At 39.3% G+C, this 21,289-nt stretch carries 16 protein-coding genes and 4 tRNA genes; 9 read left to right on the forward strand and 11 right to left on the reverse strand.

Annotated elements, in window-relative coordinates; genetic code table 11:
• The first annotated feature begins 13 nt into the window (after window positions 1-13).
• From oppD to A6E04_RS18660, 3 genes are all read left to right on the forward strand, one after another.
• Entirely contained in the window at window positions 14-979 is a 966-nt protein-coding gene (oppD, locus tag A6E04_RS18650; protein WP_017022209.1) for an ABC transporter ATP-binding protein, read from the forward strand.
• The gene (gene oppF, locus A6E04_RS18655; protein WP_017022210.1) at window positions 979-1,971 is read left to right on the forward strand and encodes a murein tripeptide/oligopeptide ABC transporter ATP binding protein OppF; all 993 of its coding nucleotides are present in this window, start codon (window positions 979-981) and stop codon (window positions 1,969-1,971) included. The genes oppD and oppF overlap by 1 nt, the downstream gene beginning before the upstream one ends.
• Window positions 1,972-2,178: 207 nt before the next feature.
• Window positions 2,179-4,314, forward strand: a complete 2,136-nt coding sequence (locus A6E04_RS18660) for a methyl-accepting chemotaxis protein (protein WP_065612069.1) — start codon at window positions 2,179-2,181, stop codon at window positions 4,312-4,314.
• Between the two features lie 102 nt (window positions 4,315-4,416).
• On the opposite strand, the gene A6E04_RS18665 is transcribed toward A6E04_RS18660, so the two are convergent.
• From A6E04_RS18665 to focA, 4 genes are all read right to left on the reverse strand, one after another.
• Complete coding sequence (locus A6E04_RS18665) at window positions 4,417-5,583, reverse strand: cupin domain-containing protein (RefSeq protein ID WP_065612070.1); 1,167 nt, start codon at window positions 5,581-5,583, stop codon at window positions 4,417-4,419.
• A 63-nt stretch (window positions 5,584-5,646) separates the two neighbouring features.
• Window positions 5,647-6,384 carry a pyruvate formate lyase 1-activating protein gene (gene pflA / locus A6E04_RS18670; protein ID WP_012550515.1) on the reverse strand — a complete coding sequence of 246 codons (738 nt, stop codon included), beginning with the start codon at window positions 6,382-6,384 and terminating at the stop codon, window positions 5,647-5,649.
• Window positions 6,385-6,547: 163 nt separating this feature from the next.
• The gene (gene pflB, locus A6E04_RS18675) at window positions 6,548-8,824 is read right to left on the reverse strand and encodes a formate C-acetyltransferase (protein ID WP_012550516.1); all 2,277 of its coding nucleotides are present in this window, start codon (window positions 8,822-8,824) and stop codon (window positions 6,548-6,550) included.
• Between the two features lie 397 nt (window positions 8,825-9,221).
• Entirely contained in the window at window positions 9,222-10,037 is an 816-nt protein-coding gene (gene focA / locus A6E04_RS18680) for a formate transporter FocA (RefSeq protein ID WP_051108265.1), read from the reverse strand.
• 574 nt (window positions 10,038-10,611) lie between these two features.
• Here focA and A6E04_RS18685 point away from each other — a divergent pair.
• From A6E04_RS18685 to A6E04_RS18700, 4 genes are all read left to right on the forward strand, one after another.
• Complete coding sequence (locus A6E04_RS18685) at window positions 10,612-11,382, forward strand: ABC transporter ATP-binding protein (protein WP_017022215.1); 771 nt, start codon at window positions 10,612-10,614, stop codon at window positions 11,380-11,382.
• Window positions 11,383-11,466: 84 nt separating this feature from the next.
• Window positions 11,467-12,243 (forward strand): ABC transporter substrate-binding protein, encoded by a 777-nt coding sequence (locus A6E04_RS18690; RefSeq protein ID WP_012550519.1) that lies wholly within the window; start codon window positions 11,467-11,469, stop codon window positions 12,241-12,243.
• Between the two features lie 89 nt (window positions 12,244-12,332).
• Window positions 12,333-13,073: an ABC transporter permease gene (locus A6E04_RS18695; RefSeq protein WP_012550520.1), complete on the forward strand. Its 741-nt coding sequence runs from the start codon at window positions 12,333-12,335 to the stop codon at window positions 13,071-13,073.
• Window positions 13,074-13,075: 2 nt separating this feature from the next.
• Window positions 13,076-13,753, forward strand: a complete 678-nt coding sequence (locus A6E04_RS18700; RefSeq protein WP_012550521.1) for an ABC transporter permease — start codon at window positions 13,076-13,078, stop codon at window positions 13,751-13,753.
• Window positions 13,754-14,037: 284 nt separating this feature from the next.
• Here A6E04_RS18700 and grxB read toward each other — a convergent pair whose 3' ends face one another.
• The 7 genes from grxB to A6E04_RS18735 form a co-directional block, all read right to left on the reverse strand.
• Window positions 14,038-14,688 carry a glutaredoxin 2 gene (gene grxB, locus A6E04_RS18705; protein WP_017022218.1) on the reverse strand — a complete coding sequence of 217 codons (651 nt, stop codon included), beginning with the start codon at window positions 14,686-14,688 and terminating at the stop codon, window positions 14,038-14,040.
• A gap of 153 nt (window positions 14,689-14,841) precedes the next feature.
• Window positions 14,842-15,648 (reverse strand): exodeoxyribonuclease III, encoded by an 807-nt coding sequence (gene xthA / locus A6E04_RS18710; protein ID WP_012550523.1) that lies wholly within the window; start codon window positions 15,646-15,648, stop codon window positions 14,842-14,844.
• An 87-nt stretch (window positions 15,649-15,735) separates the two neighbouring features.
• Complete coding sequence (locus tag A6E04_RS18715; protein ID WP_244886296.1) at window positions 15,736-15,957, reverse strand: hypothetical protein; 222 nt, start codon at window positions 15,955-15,957, stop codon at window positions 15,736-15,738.
• 178 nt (window positions 15,958-16,135) lie between these two features.
• A tRNA-Tyr gene (locus A6E04_RS18720) sits at window positions 16,136-16,219 on the reverse strand.
• 88 nt (window positions 16,220-16,307) lie between these two features.
• Window positions 16,308-16,391 (reverse strand) — tRNA-Tyr (locus A6E04_RS18725).
• Between the two features lie 88 nt (window positions 16,392-16,479).
• Window positions 16,480-16,563: transfer RNA gene (locus A6E04_RS18730), tRNA-Tyr, on the reverse strand.
• A gap of 87 nt (window positions 16,564-16,650) precedes the next feature.
• A tRNA-Tyr gene (locus A6E04_RS18735) sits at window positions 16,651-16,734 on the reverse strand.
• 303 nt (window positions 16,735-17,037) lie between these two features.
• Between A6E04_RS18735 and A6E04_RS18740 the strand changes: the two genes are divergently transcribed.
• Window positions 17,038-18,096, forward strand: coding sequence for an efflux RND transporter periplasmic adaptor subunit (locus A6E04_RS18740; RefSeq protein WP_065612071.1), 1,059 nt, complete (start codon window positions 17,038-17,040; stop codon window positions 18,094-18,096).
• Window positions 18,096-21,206, forward strand: a complete 3,111-nt coding sequence (vexH, locus tag A6E04_RS18745; RefSeq protein ID WP_023603514.1) for a vibriobactin export RND transporter permease subunit VexH — start codon at window positions 18,096-18,098, stop codon at window positions 21,204-21,206. The genes A6E04_RS18740 and vexH overlap by 1 nt, the downstream gene beginning before the upstream one ends.
• Window positions 21,207-21,289: the final 83 nt, after the last annotated feature.

The raw sequence follows: 21,289 nt of genomic DNA on the forward strand, positions 1-21,289 counted from the left end.
GCAGGAAAGAATTATGAGTTTATTAGATGTAAAAGATCTGCGTGTCGAGTTTACAACTCAAGATGGCAATGTCACCGCAGTAAATGATTTAAATTTTTCACTAGAGCAAGGTGAGACATTAGGCATTGTTGGCGAATCTGGTTCGGGTAAATCTCAAACTGTTTTCGCATTAATGGGTCTATTAGCAAAAAACGGTATTATTACGGGCAGTGCTAAATTTGAAGGTAAAGAAGTCTTAAATTTACCAGAACATGAATTGAATAAAATTCGTGCAGAACAAATGGCAATGATTTTCCAAGACCCGATGACATCATTAAATCCTTACATGAAAGTCAGTGCCCAGCTAATGGAAGTATTAATGCTTCACAAAGGCATGGGAAAAGCAGAGGCATTTGAAGAATCAGTTCGAATGTTAGAAGCGGTTAAAATCCCTGAAGCTCGTAAGCGTATAACGATGTACCCACATGAGTTCTCAGGCGGTATGCGTCAACGAGTAATGATTGCAATGGCCTTATTATGCCGACCAAAATTATTGATTGCAGATGAGCCAACAACGGCTTTGGATGTCACGATTCAAGCTCAAATCATGCAGTTGTTGAATGAGTTGAAAAGTGAATTTAATACGGCAATTATCATGATTACTCATGACTTAGGTGTTGTTGCTGGTTCTTGTGACAAAGTATTAGTGATGTATGCTGGGCGTACGATGGAGTACGGTACCGTTAATGAAATATTTTACGAACCAAGTCATCCATATGCGGAAGGCTTGCTAAAAGCGATCCCTCGTTTAGATCAAGTTGGCGATATACTACCAACGATTCCTGGTAATCCACCTAACTTACTGCGTTTACCTACTGGCTGCCCTTATCAAGAGCGCTGCCATCGTGTTATGGACCGTTGTAAGCAAGAAGCGCCGATTCTTCTGCCATTTGGTGATGGTCGCTTACGTGCTTGTTTTTCTGATCAGGGGACGTGGTAATGTCAGCAGATAAAAAACTTCTTTTGGAAGTTAAAAACTTAAAAGTTCATTTTAGTATTGCATCTAAATCAGTGTGGCCATGGGCAAAACCAGCCAACTTAAAAGCGGTTGATGGGGTGAATGTTCGTTTGTATGAAGGTGAGACTCTAGGTGTTGTTGGTGAGTCTGGTTGTGGTAAATCTACTTTTGCTCGAGCGATTATTGGCTTAGTTGAAGCTACCGAGGGTGAAGTTCTTTGGCTTGGTCAAGACTTGACGAAGTTGGATGATGAGCCTTTACGCCAAAAACGAAAAGAGATTCAAATGATCTTCCAGGATCCGCTGGCGTCTTTGAATCCTAGAATGACTGTTGGCGATATCATTGCTGAACCTCTGCAAACGTTTTATCCTAAACTTACGAAAGAAGAGGTGAAGGATCGAGTAAAAGAGATGATGATGAAGGTTGGTTTGTTACCAAACGTCATTAACCGTTATCCACATGAATTCTCTGGTGGTCAATGTCAGCGCATCGGAATTGCACGAGCCTTGATACTTAAACCAAAAATGATCATCTGTGATGAGCCAGTATCGGCGCTTGATGTTTCTATTCAAGCTCAAGTTGTTAACTTACTTAGAGAGTTACAAAAAGAATTAGGTTTAAGCTTAGTTTTTATTGCTCATGACCTTTCTGTGGTTAAGCACATTTCTGATCGTGTACTTGTTATGTATTTAGGTAACGAAGTTGAGTTAGGTGAATCTGATGCCTTGTTTAGCGATCCTAAACACCCGTACACAAAAGCATTAATGTCAGCGGTACCAATTCCAGATCCTAAACTTGAAAGAGCAAAGGTGATTGATATGCTAGAAGGGGATCTTCCTTCTCCAATCAATCCGCCATCAGGGTGTGTGTTTAGAACGCGTTGCCCACAAGCAACGGAAATATGTGCACAAACAAAACCTGAGCTTAAAGGTACTGATGTTCATGCTGTCTCTTGTTTAGCGGTAACTAGCTAAGTTTTCTATATAAAGTAATTCAGCCTGTGACAGGCTTAAGCGCGATAATTTTTTATATCGCGCTTTTTTTATACCTAAAATCCAAATGTTTAAATTTCGTTAAATATTATTAGCAAACTGTCGATAAAGAAAGGTAAGTATTTTAATTAGCTATTCTAGTTAAAAAATAAATAGATTTTAATGAACTCATATATAGAAGGATATTGTATGCAGTCACTTTCTCTTCAGTGGAAAATAACCATCGCGGCAGCCATTGGGCTTATTACCCTTGCTTCTTCGCTCATTAGTTTTTCCATTTACTCCTCGATTGAAAATCAAGTGGTTGTTCAAAAGCAGACGTCAGATTCTGTTATTAAGCAAACTCAAACGCTATTAATGGCAGAAGCAAAAAATCAATCAAAACAAATTCAAACTTACTTAGATGAAGCGATTTATCGAGCTGAAATGCTTGCTGAAAGTGCGCTGTTTTTTCAACAAAGTGCAGAAGATACCTTTATGGACAGTGGTGACTTACGTCAGTCTTTAAGTGACATGATGAAGAGACCAGTACAGAAATACCCTAATATTTATGGTGCATACAGCGTATATCAACCAGATATGTTAGATGGGGAAGATTTTAATTATCATGATGCAGGTTATGCGAGTTCAAATAAAATAGGGCGCTTTGCTCCTTATTGGTTTAAATCAGCAACCAAAGAAGCTGAAATGCGTGTCTTTACAGAAAAAGAGCTGAGTAACACAGAAAGAGATGGAAGCGGAGATGCGTCGAATTACTGGTTTACGTGTAGTTTAAAAGAAAGCCGTTTGTGCATTATTGATCCTTATTATTATGAAAATGATGGGGTTACTACACTTATCAGTTCTATTACCACTCCTTTGATAAAAGAAGGACAAACAATAGGAATTATTGGTATTGACCTTGATATAGGTCGTCTTTCTGACCTAGTCACTCAAGCTGATAACGCTATTTTCAATGGTGATGGTGCGATTTATGTCGTCAATGGAAAAGGCAAACTCATATTATCAGATCAGAAAAACACCTCTTTTGGTCAATTTTTAGATTCTCATAATAATACATTATCAATGGTACCTTCGTGGGTCTCTGCTGGAAACTCACAATTAATATGGTCTGATAATAAAGATAAGTTGTTTGTGTTCGTGCCTATTAATTTAAAAACACAGCGTTGGGGAGTCATTATTGAAGTCGATAGAGAAACGGTGTTTGCAGATGTCAATAAATTAGACCGTTTACTTATTGAACATGGGAATGAATCTTTATTAATGCAAGGAATGGTTGGTTTAGTCTTAACCGTTTTAGTGTTAACTGCTTTATGGTTTGCCACGAAACAGATTGTAAAACCTATTTCATTAGTGGCTTTACGTTTAAAAGATATCGCTTCTGGTGAAGGGGATTTAACCCAACGCTTGGCTGTACAAAGTAAAGATGAAGTAGGGCAATTGGCACATTGGTTTAATGCTTTTTTAGAAAAACTTCAATTAACAATTAAAGATGTGGCTCAAAGCAGTGATGAATTATCGAATGTAGCTGCGCGATCAAGTTCTATTGCGAGCCAATCTAAAGAAGGCAGCGATGTTCAATTTCGAGAAGTCGATATGGTTGCTACTGCGGTGGAAGAGTTAACACAAACGGCGAGCTTAGTGGTTGATCATTCAACACTCGCCGCTGATGCTGCAAAGCAAGCAGAATCAGCGTCTAATGAAGGAAAAGAATTAATATTGACGACTGAGTCCGTTATTCAATCTTTAGTCAGTAATATGGAAAAAGCGGTCCCTGTTGCTCAGGAATTAGAGTGTAATAGCACAAATATAACCGCCATATTATCGGTTATTGAGGGAATATCTGAACAGACTAACTTACTTGCATTGAATGCGGCGATTGAAGCGGCGAGAGCGGGTGAGCAAGGAAGAGGATTTGCTGTTGTGGCTGATGAAGTTCGTCAGTTAGCAAGACGTACCGGAGATTCTGTGGATGAAATTCGCACCGTGATTGAGAAGTTACAATCAGGAACTAAATCGGTTGTAACTGCAATCACAGAGGGGAATACAATTGCACTGGATGGCGCATCGACGATTAAATTGTCGGTAGAAAGTCTGCAACAAATCAGTGCGGCTGTTGTGACAATACAGGACATGAACATGCAAATTGTGAGAGCCGCAGAAGAGCAGCAAGCCGTTTCTAATGAAGTGAATCAAAGTGTCAGTAATATCCGAGATTCAAGCCATAAGATGTTAGAACAAGCCAATTCTGGTGAAGCGGTAGGTTTAGAGCTTTCATCGTTATCAACGCAACAAAAACAATTGATGTCCCAATTTAAAGTTTAACTGTCGAAACGGTGTAAATAAAAAACGCCCATGGGATGAAACCTATGGGCGTTATTATTTAATCCGTACAATTCATTGTAATTGTATTGATTATATGACTGTTTATTCTTCGTCTTCGTCTGATTCTACGAACCAATAACCTGTGTTGACAAATTGCAGCAGGTTAGCCACTGAGTGTGGATCTTGCAGTAAGTTCTCAATATCAAGTAGTGTAAATTCTGATGATTCACATAAAGCAATCACATCCTTTTTTACTGTTAGTGGGAACACATAGCTCTCACCATCAATATAAAGTGTCATGTTGTCTTCACATGCTTCTTCTTCATGATAGAAAGCACGAACACCGGCCACTTTAATCAGAGCTTGACCTGATTGTAGATAAGCCAATAACTCTTCTGTTGTCCACTTCTCAGTATCAGGCAAAATGTTCAAGTGATGGCGAGAGTTACTTAAATACTCTCCCATAAATTGCTTAAGGCTCTGTTCATCCGACAACGCATTTAGCATCATGGCTTTTAAATCTTCAAAACTTTGTGTGGTGATCTCTGTGCCATGTGTTTGCGCTTTAAGATCTGGATTATGGTAATGCACATCATTTTTTTCATTTTCAATAATGAAATCCGCAAAATTACTCACTAGCTCTTGTTCTTTTGGAGAGCGGAAGCCGGCAGAGTAACTCATTGATGGTTCTAGTGCATAGCCATCGTGTGGAAAGCCTGGTGGAATATAAAGAATATCACCCGGTTCTAAGATTTGATCAATGATCGGATCAAAACCTGTAATTTGCTTTAATGCACCATGACGATGTTCTTCTTCGTATTCGCCGATATCACCCACACGCCAATGACGCTTACCTTGGCCTTGAATAATAAAAACATCATATTGATCAATGTGCGGGCCTACGCCACCATCGGGTACTGAATAGCTGATCATTACATCATCAAATAACCAATTTGGCATTTGTTTAAATGGTTTAAACAACTCAGCTGCACCTTCATGCCAATGGTTAGCGGCTTGAACGATAATAGACCAGTTAGTTTCGCCCAGTGTATCAAATAGTTCTTCAGTTAATGGGCCGTGTTCTGCTTTCCATTCGCCATTTAAGTTAGAAACAAAGCGTGAGTCCACTTCGTTTTCTAGTGTTAAACCTGCTAATTCTTCAGGTGTGACTGGATCTTGAAAGTTCTCAAAACCACCTTTGATGATGACGGGTTTTTTCTGCCAATATTCCGAGAGAAATTCTTGTAGTGAAAAGCTTAATTGATACATTATTTATTCCAATAAAAATGCCCGTCGTCGGGCATTTTGTATAAATTTAGGGATGAGCGACGATCAGTATCTAACGTTATCGTGGTATTGGCTTAGGATAGCAACCATTTTTTCCATTGTCTCTTTTGAAGGAGGATTAACACCATCAAGCGGATATTTTAAACCCATGGCTTCCCATTTATGAGCACCAAGTTGGTGGTATGGAAGTAATTCTACTTTCTCTATGTTATCCATATCTTTAATGAAATCACCTAGCATGTGTGCTGATTCTTCATCATCAGTGTAGCCAGGAACAATTACGTAACGGATCCATGTTTTTTTACCGATCTTATGCAGGTAGCGAGCAAAGTCCAATGTTCGTCTATTTGATACACCAATAAAATCGTGGTGGATTTCATCTTTCATGTGCTTAATATCAAGCATAACAAGATCAGAAGCAGCAAGAACTTCATCAACGACATCAGTATGCTTACGAATATAGCCATTGGTATCTAAACACGTGTGCATGCCTTCGGCTTGTGCTGCTTGAAAGAAATCACGTACGAATTCTGGTTGAAGCATGGCTTCACCACCAGAACAGGTAATGCCGCCACCTGACGCTTTCATAAAGTGACGGTAGCTTTTGGCTTCTTCGATTAATTCAGTCACAGAGACTTCTTTGCCTTCATGGGTATCCCAAGTATCGCGATTATGGCAATACATACAACGCATTAAGCAGCCTTGTAAAAAAATGATAAAGCGAATACCAGGACCATCAACGGTACCACAAGATTCAAAAGAGTGAATACGACCTACAGACATGACGACATTTCTCCGAACTATAATTATGAGGTCATTTTATTACACTTTCGGATAATTAAGTAGGGCAAACCACAGAGAAATTAGGGGATTTAAGAGGGGATTTGTGGAAATAAAAAAGCCCCACCAAATGGCAGGGCTTAAATATGACTTACTTAGTACTGAATTATAGAGTCGCAGTGAAAGTACGAGCGATTACATCAGCTTGTTGCTCTGTCGTTAGAGAGTTAAAACGCACAGCATAACCCGATACACGGATAGTCAGTTGTGGGTAGTTCTCTGGGTGCTTAACTGCGTCTTCTAGAGTTTCACGGTTAAGAACGTTAACGTTAAGGTGTTGACCACCTTCTACGTTAGCTTCATGGTGGAAGTAACCATCCATTAGGCCAGCAAGGTTAGAACGACGGTTGTCATCGTCTTTACCTAGTGCGTTAGGTACGATAGAGAATGTGTAAGAGATACCATCTTGAGCATCAGCAAACGGTAGTTTACCTACTGATGTAAGTGATGCTACAGCACCTTTCTCATCACGGCCGTGCATTGGGTTAGCACCAGGAGCAAAAGGAGCACCTGCTTGACGACCATCTGGTGTGTTACCAGTTTTCTTACCGTATACAACGTTAGATGTAATAGTAAGGATAGATTGAGTAGGGATAGCATTACGGTACATAGTAAGCTTGCGGATTTTACCCATGAACGTAGAAACTAGTTCACATGCGATATCATCAACGCGAGCGTCGTTGTTACCAAATTTAGGGTAATCACCTTCGATATCGAAATCGATAGCAATGCCGTTTTCGTCACGAATTGGTTTAACTGTTGCGTATTTGATTGCAGATAGTGAATCGGCTGCAACAGATAGACCAGCAATACCACACGCCATTGTACGACGAACGTCACGGTCATGAAGAGCCATTAGAGACGCTTCGTAGCTGTATTTGTCGTGCATGTAGTGGATAGAGTTCAATGCTGTAACGTATTGAGTTGCTAACCAATCCATGAAGTGATCTAGGCGATCCATTACTTTAGCGTAATCAAGAACTTCATCTGTCATTGGTGCTTCTTTAGGACCAATTTGGATTTTCAGTTTCTCATCAACGCCGCCGTTGATAGAGTAAAGCATTGTTTTCGCAAGGTTAGCACGAGCACCGAAGAACTGCATTTGCTTACCAACGATCATTGGAGATACACAACAAGCGATTGCGTAATCATCAGAACCTAGGTCAGGACGCATTAGGTCATCATTTTCGTACTGGATAGAAGATGTATCGATAGATACCTTCGCACAGAAACGTTTGAAGCCTACAGGCAGTTGCTCAGACCAAAGAACAGTGATGTTTGGCTCTGGAGAAGGACCCATTGTGTATAGGCTGTTTAGGAAACGGAAGTTAGTACGTGTAACTAGTGTACGACCGTCAAGACCCATACCACCCATAGATTCTGTTGCCCAGATTGGGTCACCAGAGAACAATTCATCGTATTCAGGAGTACGTAGGAAACGAACCATACGTAGCTTCATTACGAAGTGATCGATCATTTCTTGAGCTAGTTCTTCCGTTAGAAGACCTGCTTCGATATCACGTTGGATGTAGATGTCTAGGAAAGTCGAAGTACGACCTAGAGACATTGCAGCACCGTTTTGAGATTTAACAGCAGCTAGGTAACCGAAGTAAGTCCACTGAATTGCTTCTTGAGCAGTTGTAGCAGGACCTGAGATATCACAGCCGTATTTAGCTGCCATCACTTTGATTTGACCTAGAGCGCGGTGTTGCTCAGCAATTTCTTCACGAAGTTGCATTGTTGCTGTTAGGTCTTCGCCTTTTTCAAAACGTTCTTGTAAAGATGCGAATTGAGCCAGTTTGTCTGTGATAAGGAAATCAATACCGTAAAGTGCAACACGACGGTAATCACCAATGATACGACCACGGCCGTAAGCATCAGGAAGACCTGTTAGAACACCTGATTTACGACAGTTTAGAATGTCTTTAGTGTAGATATCGAAAACACCAGCATTGTGTGTTTTGCGGTATTCAGAATAGATTTTTGAAACCATAGGATCAAGAACGCGATCGTATGCTTTACAAGAACCTTCTACCATACGTACACCACCATTAGGGATGATTGCACGTTTTAGAGGAGCATCAGTTTGAAGACCAACGATTGTTTCTAGGTCTTGGTTGATGTAGCCCGCATCGTGAGATGTGATGGTAGAGATAAGAGAAGTATCAAAATCAACAGGCGCATGAGTTGCGTTTTCCTGCTTGATGCCTTCCATTACTTTAGCCCAAAGCTTGTTAGTTGCTTCAGTACCTTCAGAAACTAAGAATTCTTCATCACCTTCATAAGGTGCATAGTTCTTTTGGATGAAATCGCGAACGTTAACTTCGTTTTGCCACTCACCGTCTGCAAAACCTGTCCAAGCTTTAGCAAATTGCTCTGCCATGATATACCTACCTTTTTAGTAGAAAAAATACGTACTATTTTCAGTGGTGTAATGAATAGACCACAACCCGTATGGGCAAATAGTACACTCTATATTTAATAACAATATGGATGGTTATAAAAACGAGTCTATAAGCATTCATATTGCGACTAACGTTTCGATTTTTCAATCATAGCTTAAACTTTTTTTGTAAACCTTAAACTAAATCAATAAATCTTCAATTTTTTTAATAAAGTTTGGGTAGCGGTTGACGCTACCCAAGAAGTATTATACTGACGCTTACTTATTAAAGTAAAGAAGGGATGCCGTACTGGGTTTCAAGCATTCCTATAACATCTATTGTGATGAAATAAACAACAATCACAATAGACTCAGTCATTGATCTCTGTATTAAGAATTAATGACGAGCGTCTGGTTTTAAATAAATATTCCAATAAGTAATACCGACTAAAAGTCCGCCACCAAGAATATTACCAATGGTGACTGGAATTAAATTATTTACTACAAAATTACTTATTGTCAAATCAGCAAATGCTGATGGGTCAACATTGATTACTGTCCAGAACTCAGGACTAGCAAAAGCATGAATTGCGATGCCTAGTGGAACCATAAACATGTTTGCAATACTGTGCTCAAAGCCTGCCGCAACAAACATTGCAACTGGTAATAGCATCACAAGTACTTTATCAGAGTTACTACGACAAGAGAAAGTCATCCAAGTCGCTAAACAAACCATCAGATTACACAATGTACCTAAAGCAACGGCTTGGCCAAAAGTATGATGAATTTTATGTTGGGCTACCTTCATCGCTGTAAGGCCCCATTGTCCATTATCCAGTAAATGCATTTTAGCAAACCAAATCATTGCAACAAAAAACATAGCACCAATGAAGTTACCAAAATACACAATGCACCAGTTTTTTAATAATTGGCTCGTTGTGATTTTATTACTTGCTCTTGCAACCGTTGTTAATACAGATGATGTAAATAATTCACCACCACAAATAACAACAAGAATAAGTCCTAAGCTAAAGGCAAGACCGCCAACCAGTTTAACCATGCCCCAAGGTGCATCGCCAGCACCCGTTGTTACGGTAATATAGAATACAAAGGCGATAGAAATAAATACACCAGCAGTTATTGCAAGGTAAAAAGATTGGAAAGGGGCTTTAGTGGCTTTATAAGTACCAACATCTTCGGCTTTTTTAGCCATATCTGGTGGAACGATAGCATCGAATTGGTTGTATTCTTTTTTCACGAGCAGATGTCCTTTGTAATGATATGAAATATAAAACCATTTAGTTTTAGGGTCTGTTTATCATTATACGAATATAATTTATTTGTGACATAAATTTTGAGCATGGAGAAATCGTTAATCAATTAACGTTAGCGAGGTCACAGTATGCTTTTATATGTCGTCACAAATCACGATACATTTATTACCTGAATTGCAAAAATAGGTAATGATTTGTCTTGTATTTAACTAACGATTGAAGCTTATCAGATATGTTTCAAAGGTGATTGATCTCGATCATTTTATGTTATTTAGTGAAATAAAATGACAGTTTCCTGTGTTTTTTTCTGTGATTAGATAAAAAGCTGTAATTTAATTTCATTAAAATCAAATTATAGTAATCGATTTGAAGGTTCTAATTTTTATAATTAAGTGTTTCACGTGTCATATTTAGTTGATGATTTGTTGCTACTTTGGTTGCTCGGTGTTATGTTTTGTTTGTATTAAAGATCTCAATATAATAACAATACTGACAAATTAGGAGTTATGGCGCATGAAGGATGTTGTCGCGCTAGAAGTGAAAGATTTACATAAGCACTTTGGGCAAAATGAAGTATTAAAAGGGATATCACTGGAAGCCAACAAAGGTGACGTCATCTCTATTATTGGCTCATCTGGCTCAGGTAAAAGTACCTTCCTACGTTGTATTAATTTATTAGAAACACCGACCAAAGGCGAAATTTGGGTTAATGGTGAATTGATTGAGATGAAGAATAACCGCCTTGGTGAATCCATCCCAGTTAACGAAAAACAAGTCCAACGAATTCGCTCACGCCTCGCTATGGTATTTCAAGGATTTAACCTTTGGTCTCATATGACGGTTTTACAAAATGTAATAGAGGCACCAATACATGTTCTTGGTGTACCAAAAGCAGAAGCGATTGAGAAAGCAGAACAAATTTTAAAGCAAGTTGGGTTATATGAGCGTCGCGATTATTACCCAGGACATCTATCTGGTGGCCAACAACAACGTGCAGCCATTGCTCGAGCACTCGCCGTTGATCCTGAAGTCATGTTATTTGATGAACCAACCTCAGCCTTAGATCCTGAATTGGTTGGTGAGGTTTTAGGCGTAATGCGTGACTTGGCAGAAGAAGGACGAACCATGTTAGTTGTCACTCATGAAATGGCTTTTGCTCGTGATGTATCAAATCATGTCATGTTTTTACATCAAGGTTTGGTCGAAGAGCAGGGGGATCCAAAGAAACTCTTTACTGAACCAGAATCCGAACGATTACAGCAATTTATTTCGTCAATATACTGATTGGTTTATTGATGTTTTAAGCAATACCGAAATAACGCAGTGTATTAAATCAATAAAAATGAAGTTAGTTACAGGAGCAAGGAAATGAAGAAGTGGTTATTAGCAGCAATTGTTGCATCTACAGCCGTTACTGGCGCAGCTCAAGCAAAAGAATGGAAGCAAATTCGATTTGGTATTGAAGGGGCATATCCTCCATTTAGTTGGACTGAACCATCAGGTGAACTGAAAGGGTTTGATGTCGATATCGCTAACGCACTATGTAAAGAGATGGAAGCTCGTTGTAAGATCGTTGCTCAAGATTGGGATGGTATTATCCCATCACTATTGGCTCGTAAATATGATGCGATTATTGCAGCAATGTCTATTACAGAAGAGCGCAAGAAAAAAATCGATTTCACTGAGAAATACGCACTGATCCCGAATAAATTTGTTGCTAAAAAAGGCACAGAATTAGTCATGACTAAAGAAGGTCTAAAAGGGGTAACCGTTGGTGTTCAACGCGCGACAACACACGATAAATATTTGACAGACAACTTTGGTTCTGGTGTTGAGCTTAAGCGTTATGGCTCATTTGATGAAGCATATCTAGATCTTAAAGCGGGTCGTATTGATACTGTTCTTGGTGATGCATCAGCATTAGAAGAAGGGTTACTAAACAAACCTGGCGGTAAAGAATACGAATTTGTTGGTCCTTCGCTAACGGATCCAAAATGGTTTGGTGATGGGTTTGGTATCGCAACTCGCAAACAAGATAAAGATTTAACAAAACAATTGAATGCCGCAATTGATTCACTTCGTGAAAAAGGTGTTTATCAAGAAATTGCAGCAAAATACTTCAACTATGATGTATATGGTGAATAAGTACAAAAAGTACTAATTCATATGAAAGAGGCCGTAATCTATAGCCTCTTTCAATTTTCTAATAGTTAAAGCGAAAGCTTGGAAGCAGTATGTTAGATTTGCAAGGATATGAGTCCTCGATTTTAGATGGGGCATTAGTTACGTTACAAGTCGCACTGCTATCACTCATTTTAGCCGTGTTTTTAGGGATGTTAGGTGCGTTAGCTAAATTAGCGCCGTATCGCTGGGCTCGATCTATTGCGACAGTCTACACTACCGTTGTTCGTGGTATTCCTGATCTTGTCTTAATGATGTTGCTATTTTTTGGCGGACAGATGCTATTGAATAATGGCCTGTATGAGTCAAATGAATGGATCAACGAATGGATGACAAGTTCAGACCCAAATCATGAATGGGTTGCCTACCTTCCTGATTATATAGAAATTAGTCCATTTATTGCTGGTGTTCTCACGATAGGTTTCATTTTTGGTGCTTATATGGCAGAGACGTTTCGTGGGGCGATTATGGCTGTTGACCGAGGCGAAATGGAAGCAGCCAAAGCCTATGGTATGAGTGGTCCAATGGCCTTCCGTCGTATTTTGTTTCCACAGATGATTAGGCATGCGTTACCGGGTTTTGGTAATAACTGGTTAGTGTTATTAAAAACGACTGCTTTAGTTTCAATCATTGGATTAGAAGACATGGTTCGTGTTAGTTCTATGGCAGCTGGTACAACCAAAATGCCGTTTACTTTTTATATGACCGTTGCTTGTATTTTCTTATTATTCACTGCCGTGTCGACTGGTGCTTTAAAACTGGTTGAGCGTAAATTTAGTATTCATACGAGGTAAGCATGGATTTTTCAATTATTATTGAGAGCCTACCCGTTTATTTGGATGGCCTTTGGACTACTGTTTGGTTAGTCGCTTTATCTCTTATTATTGGGTTGTGCATTGCCGTCCCTACCGCGATTGCTAGAAACAGCAATAATCCATTAATTTGGGTTCCTGCGTGGGCCTATATTTATTTCTTTCGCGGTACACCATTACTGATCCAACTGTATTTGATTTATTACGGAATGGATCAATTTTATCCCGTGAAAGACACAGTATGGGAACATGCTTCATTTTGTGCTTTGGTTGCTTTTGCATTAAATACAGGCGCTTATACTTCGGAGATCGTTCGAGGCTCTATTAATGGCTTACCTCAAGGTGAAATTGAAGCGGCAAAAGCGTATGGCATGAGTCAATTTCAAACTTATAAACGCATTATTTTACCGAGTGCATTACGCAGAGCGTTGCCTGCATACAGTAATGAAGTAATTTTCATGTTACATGGTTCTGCGATTGCGGGCATTGTAACTTTGATGGATTTGACTGGCGCAGCACGATTAGTGAATTCTCGTTACTACGCACCTTTTGAATCATATATTGCGGCAGGTTTGTTTTACATGTGTCTAACGTTCATTATTATTTTTGTATTTAAACAGTTAGAGACACGAATGCTTAGATTTATGAGACCACTAAGTTAATTGTATTTTAAGTTATAATCAAAAAGAGCACAGAACTGTGCTCTTTTTGTTTTAATGTAGTATAGCCAGATTATACTCTTTGAGGAGGTCGTTATGGGCTTATCACTTTTATTGGTAAGGCTAGTGAAATTCGTACTGATTTGTGCATTATTTTTGAGTGTTTTTGATTTCATTGAATATGGTGAAATTATTTGGTACCAACGCTGGTTATAGTCGTAATGATAAGAAAAGAGCACTTTTTATGTGCTCTTTTTTGATCCTATAACCACTGATTAGCATTAACGCTATACCGCGACATCTAAGTATAGATTCACACCGGTAAGCTCACTGATCTCTTCTAAATAGTTTTTTAAATGAGGAGGGAAGTCCAATCCTTTTACTACTGTCAGATTACGCAGGAATGGGAAAAAATTGATGTCATCCCAAGTGATCTTATTTCCTTTCTCTGAAGGTAAAGTGATGAAGTTAACATCAACCAATAAAGGTGTTAATTCATTAATAAACTTATCGCTTTGGGCAAAAGCATCGTCAAAACTCATCCCAATAAACGCTTCTTTTTTGTCCGTAAACCAAGTAACGGCTTCAGGACGTTCGAACTCTGGTAAATCAAATTTAGTCCAACGAGGAAAGGTCAATTTATTAAATAAAGGACGAACGTTACTTAACCATTCTGAAATATCATCAGCACAAGTACCTTGTTCAATGACCGGGTAATGGTCGTTTTCGTCGAGGTATTTTGCAATATCAAGGCTTTCAGCCATGTAGGTGCCGTCGTCTTTCTCTAAAATAGGTACCATATTTGCTCCTACCATTTCGATACGCGTATCGACATCATCATTTTGAAGGTAAGTAAATTCAACAGGAAGATTTTTTATTCCTGCGACCATTTTTGCTTTCATGCAAAACGGACAGTGATCAAAGATGAATAATTTCATTGTATTTCCTCAATAATACTCGTTTAAATAAGCGATGGTTCTATAACCAAAATCATTAAATAGGGATCGAATGAATATTTTGGGCTAGCTTATTTTTACTCGTAACAGCAACGCAATAAAAAAGCTCCCCCTTAAAAAGGTGAGAGCTTAATACTATTTAAAAGTAGACCAGATTGGTGCGTGGTCAGACGGTTTTTCAATTGCACGTAATTCGTAGTCAATACCCGCTTCAGTACACTTACCTGCTAATGAGGGGGTAGCCATTACAACATCAATACGAAGGCCACGATTATCAACAAAGCCTTTTGAACGATAATCAAACCAAGAGAATTGATCGGTTACTTCAGGATGAAGATTGCGGAAAGTATCTTCAAATCCCCAATCTTTTAGCGCTTGTAGCCATTCACGCTCTTCAGGTTGGAAAGAACATTTCCCAGTTCTCAACCAACGTTTTGCGTTGGGCTCGCCAATACCGATATCTGCATCTATTGGGCTAATATTAATATCACCCATAATGATCAATTCTTCATCATTAGTATGATGAGTATTCAGATGAATCATTAAATCTTTATAAAATTGACGTTTATATGGAAATTTAGTTTCGTGCTTAATGCTATCACCTTGTGGGAAATAGCCATTCATCACGGTTACTTTTGAGCCATCATCGCGTTCATGTGTTGTCATGATCATGCGTTTTTGATGCTCTTCAGTATCGGTATCAAACCCATATTGAACAGAAATTGGTTCTTTTTTACAAAGCATTGCCACGCCGTAGTGCGCTTTTTGGCCGTGGAAATACACGTTATAACCCATGGCTTCAACGGCTTCGACTGGAAACATGTCGTTATGTACTTTGATCTCTTGAAGACCAATAACATCAGGGTTGTGTTTATCAATGATAGCTTGTAATTGATGAAGACGAGCACGAAGGCCATTTATATTGAAGCTAATTACTTTCATAGTGGTTAAAGTCCTTGTTTTTCTTATGATCCTAGTTGAGCGAGGATCTTTTAATACAATGATATTACCACTAATTTACGATAAAGTTTAATTCATTAACCGGGCTGTCGGTTGGCAAGTTTCACAACGCCATGTGCATTTTTGTTGCCCTAATCCTGCTTTGATCCACGCCATTGTTACACTTGTGGAAGGAGAACAAAACGCTTCTTTATTACATAAACTGCATGTTTTCCATTGTGAAGGTTGTTCTTGATTTTTTTGTACTTCTGCAATGTGCATTTCAATGGTCTCTATGTATACCAACGGCATTAATTGGCTTGAGAATCTAATTAATGGGGCGGTAATATGAAATATATTATTAACTGTATATTTATACAGTTCTTTTGGCAAGGCTAAAAAGAGGAGAATATGATTTATTTTCTTAACAGGCACAAAAAAAGCCAATTCATTTCTGAATTGGCTTTTCGATCTCTTACGAGATAAATAATGGTGGGGGGGGACGGATTCGAACCATCGAAGCTTACGCGGCAGATTTACAGTCTGCTCCCTTTGGCCACTCGGGAACCCCCCCAACGGGGATTTTTATACTTAACTGACTCGTTTCCCAACGGAGCAATCAAGTTATCTTAATCGTTAATTCAAACAATCAAGAAGAATAATGGTGGGGGGGGACGGATTCGAACCATCGAAGCTTACGCGGCAGATTTACAGTCTGCTCCCTTTGGCCACTCGGGAACCCCCCCAACGGGGATTTTTATACTTAATTAACTCGTTTCCCAACGGAGTAATCAAGTTATCTTAATCGTTAATTCAAACAATCAAGAAGAATAATGGTGGAGGGGGACGGATTCGAACCATCGAAGCTTACGCGGCAGATTTACAGTCTGCTCCCTTTGGCCACTCGGGAACCCCTCCAACGGGGATTTTTATACTTAATTAACTCGTTTCCCAACGGAGTAATCAAGTTATCCTAATCGTTAATTCAAACAATTAAGAAAAATATGGTGGGGGGGGACGGATTCGAACCATCGAAGCTTACGCGGCAGATTTACAGTCTGCTCCCTTTGGCCACTCGGGAACCCCCCCAACGAGAGATTTTTATACTTAACAAGAGTTTTCCCAACGACCTTGCCAAGTTCGGAGCGAATAATAGCAAACTTCGTTTTTCTGTAAAGCACTTTTATGTGTTTTTTGATTTGAATGCTGACTTTTTCGTCATAAAGGGTTAAAAATCACCATTTATGAACTAAATGAGTGAATAGTAGATAGATTGAAGTGATTGTTTTTACAGTTTATTGCGTCATCTTTACATTCATTGACGAACAAATGCCTTTTCACTTGGTAAACTATGTTCACTAACTGAATTCCATAATTAAAATAAGTCACAGTATGAATCAAACAAAGTCTATCGCCCTTGCCGTTTTATTAGCATGTACTTTTTCTACATCTTCTTATGCTAAAAGACCAACCAGTAATGAATCTGTTGCTGTTGTTGCTGAAGAAGTAGCAACTCATGAGATATCTCAGTCTTTATCGTTAATTGGAAAGCTTGAAGCCGCAGAATCCGTCATTATTTCACCTGAAGTTTCAGGAAAAGTCGATCGTATTGCGATTAAGGCCAATCAAACGGTGAAAAAAGGTCAGCTATTGATTCAGTTAAATGATGATAAAGCAAAAGCGGTAATAAAAGAGGCTCAAGCGTATTTACATGATGAACAACGTAAATTAAAAGAGTTTCAGCGTTTGTCGAAAAAGAATGCGATTACTCAAACTGAGATTGATGGGCAAAAAGCCAGTGTAAATATTGCACAGGCACGTTTAGAAGCCGCAAATGCTGAATTACGTGACTTACATATCTCAGCGCCTTTTGCTGGAACGGTTGGTTTTATTGATTTTAGCTTAGGTAAAATGGTCAGTGTTGGTAGTGAATTACTTACATTGGACAACCTTTCTTTAATGCAATTGGATTTACAAGTGCCTGAGCGTTATTTATCAATGCTATCAACAGGGATGAAAGTCGACGCTAAGAGCCAAGCATGGGGAGATCTTGAGTTCTCTGGTGAAGTGGTTGGTATTGATTCTCGTATAAATGCAGAAACACTTAATTTACGCATTCGAATTGATTTTCCTAATAAAGAACTAAAAATGAAGCCGGGTATGTTAATGGCCGCAACGTTGGATTTTCCTGCGATCAATGCACCGATTATTCCTGTTCAAGCACTTGAGTATTCAGGTACAAAACGTTATGTGTATGTCATTGGTGATGATAATAAAGTGATTCGTACGGAAGTGATTTTAGGTGCTCGTGTAGAAAACCGAGTGGTTATTGAAAAAGGTTTGGATATAGGCCAAGACATTGTTGTTCAAGGTCTTGTCAATATGCGTGATGGTGTAACGGTTAAAATGATCTCAACAGATGCTGAGACGATAAAAGCTGAGGTTCAATAATGTGGTTATCTGATACGTCAGTAAAAAGGCCGGTAGTTGCCATTGTTCTAAGTTTGTTGTTGTGTGTGTTTGGTGCGGTGTCTTTTAGCAAGTTAGCCGTACGTGAAATGCCAGATATTGAAAGTCCAGTCGTGTCGGTTAGTACGACTTATGATGGCGCTTCTGCGACCATTATGGAAAACCAAATTACCTCAGTATTGGAAGATCAATTATCCGGTATTAGTGGCATTGATGAGATCGAATCAACGACTCGAAATGGCATGTCACGTATTACGATTACGTTTGATTTAGGGTATGACTTAAATACAGGCGTGAGTGATGTCCGTGATGCCGTTGCTCGAGCTCAAAGTGGATTACCTGATGAAGCAGATGACCCGATTGTATTTAAAAATAATGGCAGTGGTGAAGCATCGGTTTATATTAATTTAAGTTCAAGCGTAATGGATCGAACTGAATTAACGGATTATACCGAGCGTGTGCTGATTGACCGTTTTAGTTTAATTAATGGCGTCAGTTCGGTTGATATCTCGGGTGGTTTGTACAAGGTTATGTACGTTAAACTAAAACCCGCGCTTATGGCTGGACGTGGTGTTATTGCTTCAGATATTACTGCCGCGCTTCGTTCTGAAAATATTGAAAGTCCCGGGGGGGAAGTTCGAAATGATGCCATCGTAATGTCGGTTCGAACTGAGCGTCTTTATAACAAAGCGGATGATTTTAACTATCTTGTTGTAAAAACGGCGAGTGATGGTACGCCTATTTATTTAAAAGACGTGGCTGATGTTTATATTGGTGCAGAGAACGAAAACTCGACGTTTAAAAGTGACGGTATTGTCAATGTAAGTATGGGCATTGTTCCTCAATCTGATGCGAACCCGCTAGAAATGGCAACGCTAGTTCATGAGGAAGTCGAAAAGATCCAACAGTTTTTACCTGAGGGGACTCGATTAGCGATTGATTATGATTCTACCGTATTTATCGAACGGTCGATCTCAGAAGTATATAGCACGCTCTTTATTACGGGCGGCTTGGTTATTTTGGTTCTTTATATCTTTATTGGGCAAGCTCGTGCCACGTTGATCCCTGCGGTTACTGTGCCTGTTTCTTTAATCTCTTCTTTTATTGCCGCCTACTATTTTGGATTTTCGATTAACTTAATCACCTTGATGGCGTTAATTTTATCCATCGGTTTGGTGGTTGATGATGCCATTGTTGTTGTTGAGAACATATTCCATCATTTAGAAAAGGGAGAATCGCCACTGCTTGCTGCATACAAAGGCACAAGAGAAGTTGGTTTTGCTGTTATTGCAACGACGTTAGTGTTAGTGATGGTGTTCTTACCCATTTCTTTTATGGAAGGAATGGTGGGGTTATTGTTTACTGAATTTTCAGTCTTACTGGCTATGTCGGTGTTGTTCTCCTCGTTAATCGCATTGACGCTAACCCCTGTTCTAGGAAGTAAGATTTTAAAAGCGAATGTAAAACCAAATCGTTTTAATATTTTCGTTGATAAGATGTTTGCCTCTTTAGAGCGTGGTTATCGAAAGTCTGTCACTAAAGCGGTTGCATGGCGTCTACTTGCTCCTGTGGTTATTCTTGCGTGTATTGGCGGTAGTTACGGCTTAATGCAGCAAGTACCATCACAATTGACTCCACAAGAAGATCGCGGTGTGTTGTTTGCGTTTGTACGTGGTGCTGATGCAACCAGTTATAACCGCATGAGTGCGAACATGGATATTGTTGAAGAGCGATTGATGCCTCTACTAGGCAAAGGGTTCTTGAAATCATTTAGTGTTCAATCACCGGCTTTTGGTGGTAATGCAGGGGATCAGACGGGCTTTGTTATCATGATCTTAGAAGATTGGGCGGATCGAGATCTGACGGCCCAAGAAGGACTCGGTGTCATTAAAAAAGCACTGGCTGATATTCCTGATGCGCGCGTATTTCCAATGATGCCAGGTTTCCGTGGTGGTTCAAGTGAACCGGTTCAATTTGTACTTGGTGGTTCTGATTATAAAGAGTTACAACAATGGGGTGAGATATTAAAAGCGGAAGCAAATAATAGCCCATTAATGGAAGGTGCTGATATTAACTATTCTGAAAAAACGCCTGAATTGGTTGTTTCGGTTGATCGTGATCGCGCCTCAGAATTAGGTATTAAGATTTCAGACATCTCAGATACGCTTGAAATCATGTTAGGCGGTAAGAGTGAAACAACCTTTATTGAGCGTGGTGAAGAATACGATGTGTATTTACGTGGCGATGAAAATAACTTCAATAATGCGGCCGATCTTAGTCAAATTTACATGAGAACCTCCAGTGGTGAATTGGTTACCTTAGATACGGTTACCAAGATAAACGAAGTCGCCTCAGCGATCCGTTTGTCTCACACCAATAAGCAAAAGTCGATTACGTTAACAGCAAACTTAAAAGATGGAGCAACATTAGGTGATGCATTGGATTATTTAGATGCGAAAGCCATAGAAATGTTACCAAGTGATATTTCAGTTGCTTATACGGGGGAATCAAAAGACTTTAAAGAGAATCAATCCAGTATTTTAGTTGTTTTTGGCTTGGCGCTATTGGTTGCTTATCTTGTTCTTGCCGCTCAGTTTGAAAGCTTTATTAACCCAATGGTCGTTATGTTTACCGTACCTATGGGGGTATTTGGTGGCTTTTTAGGCTTAGTGGTTATGGGACAAGGTTTAAATATTTACAGTCAAATTGGTATGATCATGTTGATAGGCATGGTGACTAAGAACGGTATTTTGATTGTTGAATTTGCCAACCAACTTCGTGATAAAGGCGTTGAGCTAGAGCAAGCAATTGTTGATGCTTCTGCTCGTCGTTTACGCCCTATTTTAATGACGGCGTTTACAACACTAGCTGGTGCTATACCGTTAATTATGTCAACAGGGGCAGGCTATGAAAGCCGAGTTGCTGTAGGTACGGTTATCTTCTTTGGTATGGCTTTTGCCACCTTGGTGACGTTATTTGTTATTCCTGCGATGTATCGATTGATCTCAGGTAAAACACATTCCCCAGGTCATGTCGAAGAGTTGTTGAATAGAGAATTAGATCACGACATCAAAGGACGAATATCACACTAAGTACATAGATGTGATTGATATAAAAAACCGCAAAGTAATACGATTACTTTGCGGTTTTTTTATGCATGAATAAAGCAAACATC

Origin of the sequence: Aliivibrio logei (assembly GCF_001691055.1) — a bacterium.
GTDB classification, from domain to species: domain Bacteria; phylum Pseudomonadota; class Gammaproteobacteria; order Enterobacterales; family Vibrionaceae; genus Aliivibrio; species Aliivibrio salmonicida.